The 13,298-nt window shown below is 72.3% G+C and carries 11 protein-coding genes; 7 read left to right on the plus strand and 4 right to left on the minus strand.

From position 1 onward, the window contains the following. The first annotated feature begins 299 nt into the window (after nt 1-299). Nucleotides 300-761, plus strand: coding sequence for an ATP-binding protein (locus LCD35_RS30570; RefSeq protein WP_224958483.1), 462 nt, complete (start codon nt 300-302; stop codon nt 759-761). Nucleotides 762-1,102: 341 nt separating this feature from the next. Here the strand turns inward: LCD35_RS30570 and LCD35_RS24165 are convergent, their stop codons facing one another. After that, nucleotides 1,103-2,287, minus strand: coding sequence for a serine hydrolase (locus tag LCD35_RS24165; protein WP_224958484.1), 1,185 nt, complete (start codon nt 2,285-2,287; stop codon nt 1,103-1,105). Between the two features lie 135 nt (nt 2,288-2,422). Here LCD35_RS24165 and LCD35_RS30575 point away from each other — a divergent pair, with 135 nt between their 5' ends. Continuing rightward, entirely contained in the window at nt 2,423-3,544 is a 1,122-nt protein-coding gene (locus tag LCD35_RS30575) for a sensor histidine kinase (protein ID WP_224958485.1), read from the plus strand. Further along, nucleotides 3,541-4,137, plus strand: a complete 597-nt coding sequence (locus tag LCD35_RS24175) for a response regulator transcription factor (protein ID WP_308015846.1) — start codon at nt 3,541-3,543, stop codon at nt 4,135-4,137. The genes LCD35_RS30575 and LCD35_RS24175 overlap by 4 nt, the downstream gene beginning before the upstream one ends. 117 nt (nt 4,138-4,254) lie before the next feature. Here LCD35_RS24175 and LCD35_RS24180 read toward each other — a convergent pair whose 3' ends face one another. After that, nucleotides 4,255-4,434, minus strand: a complete 180-nt coding sequence (locus LCD35_RS24180; RefSeq protein ID WP_224958486.1) for a DUF397 domain-containing protein — start codon at nt 4,432-4,434, stop codon at nt 4,255-4,257. Nucleotides 4,435-4,451: 17 nt separating this feature from the next. After that, nucleotides 4,452-5,306, minus strand: coding sequence for a helix-turn-helix transcriptional regulator (locus tag LCD35_RS24185; RefSeq protein ID WP_224958487.1), 855 nt, complete (start codon nt 5,304-5,306; stop codon nt 4,452-4,454). Nucleotides 5,307-5,451: 145 nt separating this feature from the next. Here LCD35_RS24185 and LCD35_RS24190 point away from each other — a divergent pair, with 145 nt between their 5' ends. Both LCD35_RS24190 and LCD35_RS24195 read left to right on the plus strand, forming a co-directional pair. Beyond that, nucleotides 5,452-5,652 (plus strand): hypothetical protein, encoded by a 201-nt coding sequence (locus tag LCD35_RS24190; protein ID WP_224958030.1) that lies wholly within the window; start codon nt 5,452-5,454, stop codon nt 5,650-5,652. Between the two features lie 552 nt (nt 5,653-6,204). Next, on the plus strand, nt 6,205-7,293 hold the full coding sequence (locus LCD35_RS24195; protein WP_225044952.1) for a DUF418 domain-containing protein: 1,089 nt from the start codon (nt 6,205-6,207) through the stop codon (nt 7,291-7,293). Nucleotides 7,294-7,526: 233 nt separating this feature from the next. On the opposite strand, the gene LCD35_RS24200 is transcribed toward LCD35_RS24195, so the two are convergent. Continuing rightward, nucleotides 7,527-8,201 (minus strand): TetR/AcrR family transcriptional regulator, encoded by a 675-nt coding sequence (locus tag LCD35_RS24200; protein WP_225044954.1) that lies wholly within the window; start codon nt 8,199-8,201, stop codon nt 7,527-7,529. A gap of 62 nt (nt 8,202-8,263) precedes the next feature. Here LCD35_RS24200 and LCD35_RS24205 point away from each other — a divergent pair, with 62 nt between their 5' ends. Together LCD35_RS24205 and LCD35_RS24210 are read left to right on the plus strand one after the other, a co-directional pair. Further along, a complete protein-coding gene (locus LCD35_RS24205) occupies nt 8,264-9,127 on the plus strand; it encodes a CPBP family intramembrane glutamic endopeptidase (RefSeq protein ID WP_224957908.1) in 864 nt (287 codons plus the stop codon). A gap of 790 nt (nt 9,128-9,917) precedes the next feature. Continuing rightward, on the plus strand, nt 9,918-13,298 hold a 3,381-nt coding region (locus tag LCD35_RS24210), incomplete at its 3' end, for a hypothetical protein (RefSeq protein WP_225044955.1).

A 13,298-nucleotide genomic window follows, 5' to 3' on the forward strand; every position in this document is an offset into this window, starting at 1 on the left:
ACGCTAAGCACCACTCGCGACCCGCTTCCAGCCAACTTTGACCAAAGCCGTCCCGCTTCGGCCACGGCTTTGTCCACCCGTGCCAGGACAATGAGCACAAACCTCTGACCTGCGAGGACGACGCGAATCCACCGGGTTCCGGGTCGGCCCGGCGACCGCCCCGGGCGGCGCCCGTCCGCCGACGATCGATCGCGCGGCGAGCCGAGGGCGCGGGGTGGAAGAGCCACCTCGACGCGGAGCCCGCCGCCGGGGGCCTCGATCACCGCCCGCGGGGCCCCTCGTGCTCCGCGGGCGGCCGGGTGCGGGCGCAGGCAGGCCCGCGGCCCCACCCGCGCTCCACCGGACCCGCTCGCCCGGCCGCCCGCGTCGGCTCACTCGGCGTCGGTGCCCTGCACCGGACGCGCGGCGCCCAGTCCTGGCCCGGCCGCGCGGGCGCGGCCCGTCGACCTGGCCGCGGTGGCCGGAGACGCGCTGGAGCAGGTGCGGGCGGCGGCGCCCGGCTGTCCGTCGAGGTCGCCGACGGCTCGATGACGATCACCGCCACGAACACCGGCGATGACCTCACGGCCGCGCACACCGGCGAGCTGTTCGAGGCCTTCCGCAGGCGCCGGGGCCGCACCGGCACCCGCGGGCTCGGCCTCACCCCGGTCCGCGCGATCGCGCGCTCCCACGGCGGGACGGCGGGTGCCGCGCCGAACCCGGGCGGCGGGCTCACCGTCACCGTCCGGCTCCCCGAGGCGGCCGGTCCGGGGCGGGGCTGATCGGGCGCGACCGCCGGCCCGGCGCGGAGCCGGGCGAGGGCGTCGAGCTCGCGGGACCGGTGCGAGTCGGCCGACCGGCCGCCCCCGCGAACCGGCGCGGAAGGCGGCACCCCTGCGCGTCGTCGAGGAACGCGGCTGGCGGCCCGCCCGGACCTCGGCGTGTTCGCGTTCGACAGCGCCGACGGGCGCAGCGGCGGATGCGGCGGTTCCTCGAACTCGGGGCCGGCGGCCGGAGTTCGAGCGGAACCAGCTCGCGGAGGCGTGGACCCGGCTCGCCGGACGACGTCGGGGCCGGACCCGAGTCCGATGTGGACGTTCGGGTCCGGCGCGCCGGGCCGGCCTTACCTGCCGTCGCCGCAGAGGGCGTTCTCGACGATCTCCGACACCGGGTCGGTGGTGGGCGCGGGCACGCCCGGCTCCGGCACCAGCGAGTCGGTGTTGATGCTGACGACCACGCTGCGCTCGCCGTCCGGGCTGACGCCATTGCGGGTCTTGTAGCCGGGGATGTCCCCGCCGTGCGACCAGTAGCCGCCGCAGTCGTTGGGCGCCCACATCAGGCCCAGCCCGTAGCGCATGCCCGGCCAGTTCGCCTCCATCTCGGTGGCGGGCACCGTCCGCTGCATCTCGGCGAGTTCCGCGGGGCGCAGCACTTCGCCGTCGATCAGGGCGCGCAGGAAGCGGTTGCCGTCCGCGGTGCTGCTGATGATGTCGCCCGCGGCCCCGGCCCAGGTGGGGTTGATCTCGGTGACGTCCAGCGGTGCGCCGAAGGTCGGGTTCGGGGAGTTCATGTCGTCCGGGAACCGCTGGTAGCCGGTGGCGTGCGGCCCGGGGATGTGCTTCGAGGCGCGCGGCGTGTACGTGTCGTGCAGCCCGAGCGGTTCGATGATCCGGTCCTGGACCTCGGTCTGCCACTCGTTCCCGGTGACCCGCTGGATGATCATGCCGGCGAGGACGAAGTTGGTGTTCGAGTAGCTCCAGGACGTGCCGGGCTCGAACTTCGGCGGCTGCTGCATGGCCAGCGAGACCAGGTGCTCGGCGGCGAAGGTGTCGTCGCGGTGCTGCTGGAAGCCCTCCTCGTCGAACATCCACGGCAGTTGCAGCACGAACTCGGGCAGGCCGCTGGTGTGCTGCAGCAGCTGCCGGACGGTGATCCGGCTGCCGTCGTTGCCGTTGCCGGACACGACGCCGGGCAACCACTTCTCCACCGGGTCCTCCAGCGAGATCCGGCCTTCGCCGACCAGCTGCAGCAGCGTCGCGGACACGTAGGTCTTGGTGAAGCTGCCGATCCGGAAGTTCGCGTCCCACGGCACGGGGGTCCGCGCCTCGGTGTCGCCGAAGCCGCTGCGGACCTTCGTCGACCCGTCCGGGGTCTGGAGTTCGGCGAGCACGCCGGGAGCGCCGTGGGACAGCAGCACGTCCGCGTCGTGCTGCATGGTGTCGCGCACCGGGGTGGCTCCGGCGGTTCCGGCGAACACGGCCGTCTGGACGGCGGTGACGATCATCAGGGTTGCGAGGGTTCGCTTCATGGCGGTGAACACTAGGTTCGCCGCGGATCCCGGTCGTCGCCCTGGAACGGCATCTTCGGTTACCCCCGTGGGGGTTACTCCCGGATACCCCTGCGGAGCGGCGATTCCGGCCGCCGCACTCACTACGGTGATCTTGTGCCGTGGAAACTGCGAACGATCTGGGCCGATGTGCTGCTGGCGGTCGCGCTGACCGCGTTGACCGTCATCGCGCAGGTCGGCGACCAAGGGGTGAACTGGATCGCCGCCGTGCTGCTGCCGCTCACCGTGGCGCCGGTCGCGCTGCGCCAGCTGGCCCCGGTGCTGACGTCGGCGACGATCGTGCTCGCCACCATCGGGTACCACGCGCTGGGGAACGGCAGCCTGACCAACGCCGGCGTGGGCGTGGTGATCTCGATGTTCACCGTCGCCACGCTGCGCTCGACGCCCGCCGCCGCGGTGATGTGGCTGGTCGGCACCGGCACCGTCATGTTCACCGGGTTCGCCTCGCCGATGCAGCTGACCTGGGCGGAGCTGGCGCAGGCCGCGCCGACGATGTTCATCGTGTGGATGGTCGGCGAGGGCACCAAGCGCTGGGCGCAGCGGTCCGAGCGGCTGGCCGAGGAGGCGGTGCACGCGGTGGCGAACGAGCGGGTGCGCATCGCGCGGGAGCTGCACGACGTCGTCGCCCACCACATGTCGGTGATCTCGTTGCAGGCCGGGCTGGCGAAGTACGTCATCGAGTCGGACCCGCCCACCGCGGCGCGCGCGCTCGCCACCGTCGGCGACACCAGCCGGGAGGCGCTGCACGAACTCCGCAGGCTGCTGGACGTGCTGCGCGTCGACGACGGTCCCGCCGGGCCCGACCCGGAGGCGGAGTACCGCCCGCAGCCGGGACTGGCGGCGCTGGACGGCCTGGTGGAGCGCACCCGGGCCGCGGGCCTGCCGGTGGACCTGGTGGTCACCGGGGAACCGCGCGAACTCCCGGCCGGGCCGGACCTGTGCGCGTACCGCATCGCGCAGGAGTCGTTGACGAACGTGCTCAAGCACGCCGGGCCCGCCGAGGCCACGATCCACCTCGACCACGGGGAGCTGACGTTCACCATGGAGATCACCGACGACGGCACCGCACCGGTGCCGCCGGAGTTCTCGCCGCACTCGCACGGCATCCGCGGCATGCGGGAACGCGCCGAGCTGTACGGCGGCGCCCTCACCGCGGGTCCGCGCGCCGGCGGCGGGTTCGCCGTGGTGCTGCGGCTTCCGACGGGCGAGGCGGCATGACCGTCCGAGTGCTGGTCGTCGACGACCAGACCCTGATCCGGGCCGGGCTCGTCGGGTTGCTGACCGCCGCGCCGGGGCTGGAGGTCGCGGGCGAGGCCGCGGACGGCGCGGACGCCGTGCGGCTGGCCGCCGAGCTGCGGCCGGACGTGGTGCTGATGGACATCAAGATGCCGTCCCTGGACGGGATCAGCGCCACCAGCCGCATCCTCGCGGCCGACCCGGAGGTCCGGGTGATCGTGCTGACGACGTTCGACCTGCCCGAGTACGTGTACACGGCGCTCGGCGACGGTGCCGCCGGTTTCCTGCTCAAGGACACCCCGGCGGACCGGATCGTCGCCGCGGTGCAGGCGGTGGCCGCGGGCGATCTGCTCATCTCGCCGCAGATCACGCACCGGCTGGTGGAGACCTACGCCCAGCACCACCGGACGCACGCGCTCGCGGACGACCGGCTGGACCGGTTGACGGCGCGGGAGACGGAGGTGCTGCGGCTGGTCGGCAACGGCCTCACCAACGCGCAGATCGCGCAGCGCCTGGTGCTCAGCGAGGCGACGGTGAAGACGCACGTCAAGCGGATGATGGCCAGCTGGACCTGACCAGCCGGGCGCAGGCCGTCGTGGTCGCCTACGAGTCGGGCCTGATCGTCCCGGCCGCCCGGCCCGGCAACCGGGGCTGAGCCCGGATTCCGGTCAGCGCGCCCACCGCCGGACGGTTCAGCGTGAGTAGCGGCCGGACTTGATGGCGGTGAGGAAGTCGTTCCAGCGGGCGTGGCCGGTGGTGAAGTGCCCGGCGGCGCGGTCCTTGGTGTCCCGCACGCCGATCACGGTCGGGGTGATCGCCACCTCGACGCAGTTGCCGCCCGAGTTCGACCGGGACGACTTGCGCCACTTCACGTCATGAAGATCCACTGTCACGCCTTTCGCTGCTGGCACTGGTGGGCTTCCCGCGCAGCGGTCACCCGATCCAGTGTCGCAGCGACGGGCAACGAATGGGAGCGCAGTTCGTCGAACACGTATCGCAGTGCGCTGACATCCTCCGCCCGGTCGATGATGTGGCCGCCCAACGGAGTGTCCAGGAAGCCGATCGCCTCGTCCTCGGGATGTTCGAAGGACAGCACGATGAACGACCCGCTCGGAGATGCGTGCGCTCCTGCTTCGAAGGGGAGCACCTGGACGATGACGTTCGGCAACTCACCGAACTCCGCGACCTGCTGAAGTTGCTCCGCCATCACGTCGTGGCCGCCCACCACGCGGTGCAGGGCGGCTTCGCCGATCACGGCCCTGAGCTGGATCGGCGCTTCGTCCACGAGGCGCTTCTGCCGTTCGACGCGGGCCTTGACCCGACGGGCGATGTCCTGCGGGTTCGTGGTGTACCGACCGGCGCGGTGAATCTCGTACGCGTAGCGCTCCGTCTGCAACAGCCCCGGGATCAGATCCAGCTCGAAATTGGCCGCCTCCGTCGCGAACGACTCGAAGTCGACGAACGGCGCGAACCACTCGGGCACGCGGTAGGACTCCCACCAACCGCGTTCCTCGGTGTGCAGCCGGGTTTCCTCCAGCTGCGAGCGCACCTCGGCGGATGCCCCGTACAGCTCCACCAGCAGGTCCAGCTCGGCTTTCTTGACCTTGGACCGACCCGCTTCCACGTGCCGGATCTTCGACTCGGAGCAGCCGAGCGCGCGGCTGGCGTCCGTGACGTCGCAGCCGGACTGCTTCCGCAGTTTGACGAGCCAAGAACCGAGTTGCCTGCGGCGAGCTGTCGACATGGGTCAAGCCTAACGATCATGCGCACACCAGGTGGATCACTCGAATGGGGATCTTGCTCAGTGATTCTGTCAGGAATATGTTCTGACAGTATCAGCTACTGAATCAATTTCGAGCGTGCTCGGTTCCTGCAACGGAGGTGATCCGATGGCTGTTCCGATCTGGGCCGCGTCGTGCGGGCCGGTGGATTCGCGGTGGCACGGGGTGCGGCGGTCCGATGGTGGTGCGTTGCCTGCGTGGTGCGGGGTGTTCGTGTACGGGCCGGTGCACCTGCGGCGGGGTGCGTGTCCGGACGGCGTGTTCGATCGGGACGCCTGCCGGGAGTGCGTGGCGGTGGGTGATGGGTGAGCGGCATTTCTGGCGTCCTGGGGGGATTCCGTGCGGCACGCGTTCCGGGGTCGTCGGTGGTGCGGTGAGTCGAGTGCGGTGTCGGTGTGCGGTGCCGGGGTGGAGCTGACGTCCGATCCGTCCGAACAGGACTGGGTGGTGGCGCCGACCTGCACCGGTTGCAACGAGCTGCTGCGCGCCGAGCTCCCGAGGCCTGCGCCGGGTCTGTTCGGCTGACGACTCCCGGGTCGGACGGGACCCCTCTCCCCGTCCCGTTCCCGTCCCGGGCAGGCCTCCCGCCGGTCGCGGCGCCGGAAACCCCGACCCGGCCCGCGCCAGGGAGGCGGAGCGGGGGCGCACCACCCCGGTGCGCCCCCGCTCACCACCAGAGGTGAACGGCCCATCAGCCCGACCGGAGTGGGCGAACGGGCCGTTCCCCCGGCCATACCCGAAAGTCGTAGGCGGGTCGGCTCGAAAGGCGATCACCGCGGTGCCGCGGATCCCTAACTTGGCTCGGGCCGGGCGGGACGACGCGCCCGGTTCCTGGAAACCGAGCCGCGAAGAAGTGATCCGATGCGAGACAGCGCCCCGCACCCCGGCGCCGACCCGTGGTCCGCCACCCGGCGGCTCACCCGACCGGACGCGCAGGACACGGTGCCCATCGCCGTCCGGGTGCCCGCCGCGGTCCCGGCGCGGGCGCCCGGCGGCTCCTCCGGGCAGCGGGTGACGACGCTCGACGCGCTCCGCGGCTTCGCGCTGTTCGGCATCCTGCTGGTGAACATCCCGCACGTGCTGGGCATGCCGAGCGAGGTCGGCGGCGCCGAAGCGCCGGTGCGGCGCGCGCTGGACCTGTTCGTGCAGTACCGGTTCAACGTGATCTTCGCGCTGCTGTTCGGGATCGGCTTCGGCATCTTCCTGCAGCGCGCCACCCGCAAGCACCCCCGGCCGCGGCTGCTGCTGGCGCGCCGGCTGGCCGTGCTGTTCCCGCTCGGCGGCCTGCACCAGCTGCTGCACCCCGGCGAGTACCTGCTGTTCTACGGCGTGCTCGGGGTCGCGCTGCTGCTGCCGCTGAGCTTCGCGCCGCGGTGGGCAGCCCTGCTGGTGGCGCTGGTGCTCCCGATCAGCCCGGTGCCCGGCGCGCTGGTGCTCGGCTACGCCCTCGCCCGCTACGAGATCCCGCAGACGCTGCACGCGCGGCGGAACCAGCTGGCGGTGGTGTTCGCCGTGTCGGCCGGGCTGTCGGTGCCCGCACTGCTCACCCAGCTCTACGGCCCGCGCGACCTCGGGTTCGCGCTGACCACCGTGGTCGCCGGGCTGTGCCTGGCCACCGCGTACAGCAGCGGGCTGGCCCTGCTGCTCCGGACCCGGGCCGGGCGGCCGATCTCGGCGGTGCTGGAACCGCTGGGGCGGATGGCGCTGACCAACTACGTGAGCGCGACGCTGCTGATGGTGAGCGCCGGACGGCTGATCGGGCTGGCGGACTCCAGCTCCTGGTGGACGATGCTCGGGTTCGCCGTCGCGGTCATCGCGGTGCAGGCGGTGTGGAGCAGGCTGTGGCTCGCGCACTTCCGCTACGGGCCGTTGGAGTGGGCGTGGCGCTGCCTGACCTGGTGGAACCTGCAACCTATTCGTCGTTCGCGGCCGTCCACTCCTGCTGCTTAGGGCTGGGGTGGCGGAACCTCAGCGCCCTCCTCGCTGCGGGATCTTTTTCACAGGTGGCTCCGCCACATGCGAAAAAGCTGTCCTCGCGAGGAGGACGCTGAGAACCCGCGGGTGGTCCGGTTGATCAGGTGGTCGGCGGCTCAGCGGCTTCGCCGCTGACAGGAAGACGACGCGGGCCGGGGTGCGGGGGCGAGCCCGCGCTCGACGTGCGGAGTGGTCGGAGCAGGTCCTGTTCAGGTCGTGGGTCCGGTGGGGTTGAGGCGGGTGCGGATGGCTTCTACCAGCAGGGTCAGCACGTCGTCGAAGGACGGGAGCCAGATGTCGAGCGTCTGCGGCGTGCCCACGGCCGCGGCGTAGTCCTCCGCGGGCGCGTTCGACAAGCCGCGCGCGACGACGGCGGTCGTGGCCGCGCCGAGGACCTGCTGGGAGATGGCGGTGGCGGCGATCATCCGGTCCTTCTCCGCGCCACCGGATTCGGTGAGCGCGGCGATGATCCGCCCGGCCAGCGCCATCGCGTTCGGCCCGATCAGCGGCCGCGTCCCCGCGAACCCGGCGGCCCACGGGTGCGCGGCGAACGCGTCGTAGTACTGCTTCGCGACGCGCAGCACGACCTCGTCCCAGGGCACGTCGTCGCCGGGGAGGTCCCCCGCGGGCCCGGCCAGCACGTGGTCCAGCGCCAGGTCGATGAGGTCTTCGCGGCGCTGCACGTACCAGTAGAGGCTCGTCGCGTGCACGTCCAGCTCCGCCGCGACCTTGCGCATGGTCAGCGCGCTCGCCCCGTCCCGGTCGAGCAGCGCGACGCTCGCGATGACGATGCGGTCCCGGCTCAGCGGTGATTCGGTGCGGCGCTTGCGCGGCGGGCGGTAGAAGACGCTGTCCACGTGCTGTTCAGGGGGTGTGTCGGACATAGATCCAGCATAGTTGAGACATACGTTGTATGAGAGTACTCCTACAGTGTATGGTTCTCCACATGATCACCGATGCGCCCACGCAGCAGCTCACCGACGACACCGCCGACCTGGCCCGCACCAGGACCCTCCCGGCCCGCGGCCTCGCCGCCTTCTTCCTCCTCGCATTCGGCATCTCCTGGGGCATCTGGTACGCGAGCAAGCTGTTCCCCGGCATGAACCCGATGCCCTTCGTGATCGTGGGCAGCTTCGGCCCGGCCACCGCCTCCGTGATCGTCACCGCGGCGACGCAGGGCAAGGCGGGCGTCGGCGCGATGTTCCGGCGGTACTCCCCGCGGGGGCGCGGCGGCGTCCTGCCCTACCTGCTCGCGCTGGTTCCCGGCCTGTTCATCATGGTGTCGGGGATGTTCCACCTGCTGCTGAGCGGCGGGGAGATCGACGACGCCGCGCTGCAGGCCGCACTGCTCAGCGCGCCCACCACGTTCCTGTTCATCGCGCTGGTCGGCGGCGGCAACGAAGAACTCGGCTGGCGCGGCTACGCCCTCCCCCGGCTCCAGTCCGTGGTGTCGCCGTTCGCCTCCAACGTGATGCTCGGCATCATCTGGGCCGTGTGGCACGCCCCGCTGTGGGAGATCCAGGGCACCTCGCAGGCCGGCATGTCCATCCCGATCTACGTGATGCTCGTGGTCACCCTCTGCGTCGCCATGGGCAACGTCTGGAACTTCTCGCGAGGCAGCCTGCTCGCGGTGGTGATCGCCCACGCCGGCATCAACACCGCCTCCGGGCTCAAGGTCGCCGCCTTCGGTTCGGAGGGCGAGGTCGACGCGCTGATCTCGATGACCCTGCTGTGCCTGATCATGCTGGCCGTCACCAAGGGGCGCCTGGCCATGCCCCGCCGCAAGCAGACCGAGCTGCCGGAATCCTGATCGGCACGCTCCCCGCGCGGGACGAACCACGAACCCGACCACCGCCCAGCCAGCCGCAGGCGCCGCCGAACTCGGCGGTACCTGCGGCTAGCCCATTCGGGTACCACCGCTCTCAAGTCGATCCCATACCGCCATTCGGACGCATGTGCCCATGATCACAGCGAACCGCGCACCCACGGCCGCGGCGCTGGTCCGATCAGCCGAACACCTCCACCGGGCGACGGGGCCGGCGCAGTGGCACACCGCCGGGCGCCGATGCGCCGCCGCGAGCACCCCGATCGGGGCGGCGGCATTCGCGGAAACAGCACGTGAACGGTGCCGGCAATTGACAGCAGGACACCGCGCACCACCCGCGGGGCGCGACCTCGACGGCGCAACCGGTTCGACCGTTCGCAGTGCACCGAAGATGGTTTCGGCCGCCAGAACGGACGAACCCGCGTTCGTACGAACGGAATAATGCGCGAGCCGTGGCAACGATCCCGGAACGCCCTCGATTCGTGCACCTACAATGAGACTACCGGGTTCCGCAAGTCCCGGAGAGCACGCGCAGGATCCTCCTGAACTGGCTATTCCCGCCCCGGAGCCACAATTCCGCCGCACCCCTCCGCGCTGGTCGACCACCGGATCGGATGCGCCTCCGGTTAGGTAGCGTTGCCGCCGCCTCCATCGAATCGCAGCGTCCGGGGAATTGACCGGCGAGGCCGCGACCCATCTGCGCGGCTCCATTCGTCGTGCCCGATTCCTTTCGTCTCGCCCTTTCGGAAGTGGAGCGCGCCATCACTCGATCCACATGATTGGTGCAACAGCGTTGAGCGGGCGTTACGAGACCACGGAACTGCCGGACCAGCTCCAGAAGTTCTTCAAGATCACCCTGGGAATGGAGTGGCCGGAAGGCAACGAAGGCGGGCTCCAGGAACTGCACGACGCGCTGAGCAAGTACGCCGAACGGGCCGAGCTGAGCCGGCAGCGGCTCCTCTCCGCCAGCAACGACGTCTCGGCCGCACTGGGCGGCGAGACCGCCGATTCCACCGTCGACTACCTCGGGAACACGCTGCCCGAATACCTGGAGCAGCAGGTCGCCGTCGCCTCCGACCTGGCGAGCAAGGCCAAGGACGCGGCCGCCGACATCCAGAAGAACAAGATCCTCTTCGTGGCGATGACCGCGATGACGCTGGCCACCGTCATCTCCCTGATCGCCTCGCTGTTCGGCGCCTTCATGGTGCCCGCCGTGCTCGCCGCCGCGCGGGTGGGCATCACCGCGCTGCTGCGCGAACTCATCAAGCAGATCGCGCAGAACATCGTCAAGCAGCTCGCGCGCGTCCCGCAGGCCATCAAGGCCGGTGGCTGGCAGGCCGGGGCGAAGGCCGCGGGCTCCCAGGCCTGGCAGCTCGGCAAATACCCCGCGGCGGGTGCCGCGATCGGCGCCGGCGTGATGGGCGGTCTGGACGCGAGCATCCAGGGCATCCAGAAGGCGGCCGGTTACCGCGACAACATCAACACCGAGTCCATCAAGGGCATGATGATCGGCGGCGCGATCGGCGGCGCCGCCTCCGGTGCCGCCGCCGGAGCGGTGCGCGGCATCGCGAAGAGCGTCGACGACGTCATCGCGGGCATGAACAAGAACATCGCCCAGGCCAACAAGCTCCGCGGCCCGAGCGACCAGCTGCCCGAGAAGACCCTCACCCGCGGGCAGATGGCGTTCGGGCGCTTCGCGGACGGCGCGGCGCAGATCGTCTCCGTCGCGGGCAGCAACCCGCTCGTCTACGTGGCCACCGGGGACAAGGGCGGTGTCGCCTCCGACGGCATGTTCGGGGCGTTCGCCCGCGGCGGCCTCGGCGGCGGCAAGAACACCGGCGGCGGCACCACCTCCCCAGGCACCGTCGACGGGCCCGGCACGCTGCAGATCCCCGGTCCCGAGGCGCTGGAGATCCCCGGTCCCGAGGCGCTGGAGATCCCCGGTCCGGCGGACACCGGACCGTCCGCTCAGGACGGCAAGGGCGGCGCGGAGCGGACCGGCGACGACGGGACGGGCACCGGGGACCGGAAGACCGGCGGCGTCGAGACGGCCGCGAACGGCCCGTCGTCGGGTGCGGACGTGAAGTCCGGCTCGGGCGTCGAGTCCGGCTCGGGCGAGAAGACCGGCGCGACCGCGGACTCCGGTGCGGGGGCCAAGACGGGCGCGGACCCGTACTCCGGTGCGGATGCGAAGACCGGTGCGGACGCGCGCTCCGACACGGGCGCGAAGACCGGTGCGGACGCGGATTCCGGCGCGAAGTCGGGTGCGGCGGCGCACGCCGGTGCGAACCCGGGCGCGGCGGCGAACTCCGCGGTGAACTCCGGTGCGACCACGAATTCCAGCGCCGGTGGGAACTCCGGCATCGGCGGGAACTCCGGCACGACGACGTCCGACGGCCCGGTGTCCGGCGGGTCCTCCGGACGCGGCTCGGACGCGAGCTCCGACGCGGGCACGTCCACCGGCGACCGCAAGGGCGGCGCGGCGGGCATCGGCGGCGCGGAACGCTCCGCGACGACGGACGTCGCCCCGCCGTCCTACGCGACGGTCCTGGCGGAGCCGCCGTCCTACGAAACGGTCCTGCACCAGGACGCGGCGGGCGCGGAGACCGGCGGCGGCTCGGCGATCGTCCAGGACGGCTCGTCCCGCACCGTCAGCACCGGCGGCACGGAGCTCGGCGCGCTCTTCGCGCAGCCCGGCGACTTCGGGACCGAGTCCCGGGGGCTCGGCGGCGACGCGACCACCGGCGGCTCTCGTTCCGGCGAGGCCCCGGTCGGCACCGAGCAGGGCGGGGCGGCGCGCTCCACCGAGGCGAGCGGTCCGGCGGTCGGCACCACCACGCAGGTCCAGCCCGCCGCCAACGGGAGCCACTCGACGGGCGCCGACTCCGGGGCCGGGCGCTCCGACGGCGCCGCCCGCGGCGGTGCCGCCACCAGCGGGGCGCGCGGCGCAGCGGACGGTGCACCCACCGCCACCGCGCAGCAGTCGACCACCCGGGCGTCCGGCGGCACGCCGCGCACCGAATCCACCGGGCTCGGCGACGCCCCGGCCCGCGGCGAGCAAGCCGCGAACTCCGGCGGCGAGAACTCACCGAGCTTCGCGCAGACCGCGGAACCCGCCCGGAACACCGTGGACGACGGCCGCAGCACCGGCGCGGACCTCGACCCGGCCGCGGCCCGGCCGGACACCACCTCGCGGGAGGCGCAGGCCGTCGCGCAGGACGCTCTCCCGGCGCGCCCGGACGAGCAGGTATCCCGCACCACCGATCCGCAGCAGGACGGCAGGTCCGAGCCGAACCGCGCGGAGTCGGCCCTGCAGCGACCGTCCGATTCCCGCGCCGAATCCGCGGCGCGCCCCGAGGAGCAGGCACGCCCCGAGCCCGAATCGCGCACCGAGGCGCAGTCCCGTCCCGAGGACCAGGCACGCCCCGAGCTCGAATCGCGCGGGACCTCCCGGCCCGATGCCGAAGCGCAGTCCCGTCCGGAGTCCGAGACCCGCGCCGCGCCGGAGAACCGGGCGGCCCCCGAGGACCGAGCCGTCCCCGAAACTCGCGCGACTCCCGAAACCCGTGCCACACCGGACGACCAGGCGACTCCGGAAAGCCGCACCACACCGGAGAACCAGGCCACGCCGGAAACCCGCGCCACACCGGAAAACCCGGCCACTCCCGAGAACCAGGCGCCCGAGCACCGCGCCGCCCCGGATTCCGGCCCGGCCCGCGACGGCGACAGCACACCGGCCTCCCCGTTCGTGGCCCATCCCGCAGCTCCGGCGGCACGGCAGGCCGCGCCCGCGGCGTCCAGGCCCGACGCACCGGCCGCCCAGCCGGACGCGACCCGCCCGGACACCGGCGCTCGCCCCGACACCACCCGACCCGACAGCGCCACCCGACCCGACAGCGCCACCAGGTCCGACAGCACCGCCAGGCCGGACACCGCCTCCCGCGCGGACGCCCCCGGCCGCCACGGCCGTCCGGATCCGAACGCCCGACCCGACACCGCCGCCAGGCTCGACAACACCGCGCGTCCGGACACCACATCGAGCAGGCCGAACACCGGAAACCGGAGCACGCAGGGCGAACCGGCACCCCAGCCGGACGCCCGCACCGCCCCTGCCCGCACCAGCGACGCCCCTGCCCGCACCAGCGACGGCCCGGCC

The sequence above is a fragment of the Saccharopolyspora sp. 6V genome (assembly GCF_020176785.1).
In the GTDB taxonomy this organism is placed as follows: Bacteria; Actinomycetota; Actinomycetes; order Mycobacteriales; family Pseudonocardiaceae; genus Saccharopolyspora_C; species Saccharopolyspora_C gregorii.

Bases quoted from the DNA above. Each gene is read 5' to 3' on its own strand.
- LCD35_RS24185 (WP_224958487.1), bottom strand. From the start codon at position 5,306: ATGTCGACAGCTCGCCGCAGGCAACTCGGTTCTTGGCTCGTCAAACTG.
- LCD35_RS24190 (WP_224958030.1), top strand. From the start codon at position 5,452: ATGGCTGTTCCGATCTGGGCCGCGTCGTGCGGGCCGGTGGATTCGCGG.
- LCD35_RS24165 (WP_224958484.1), bottom strand. From the start codon at position 2,287: ATGAAGCGAACCCTCGCAACCCTGATGATCGTCACCGCCGTCCAGACG.
- LCD35_RS24195 (WP_225044952.1), top strand. From the start codon at position 6,205: ATGCGAGACAGCGCCCCGCACCCCGGCGCCGACCCGTGGTCCGCCACC.
- LCD35_RS24205 (WP_224957908.1), top strand. From the start codon at position 8,264: ATGATCACCGATGCGCCCACGCAGCAGCTCACCGACGACACCGCCGAC.
- LCD35_RS24175 (WP_308015846.1), top strand. From the start codon at position 3,541: ATGACCGTCCGAGTGCTGGTCGTCGACGACCAGACCCTGATCCGGGCC.
- LCD35_RS24200 (WP_225044954.1), bottom strand. From the start codon at position 8,201: ATGTCCGACACACCCCCTGAACAGCACGTGGACAGCGTCTTCTACCGC.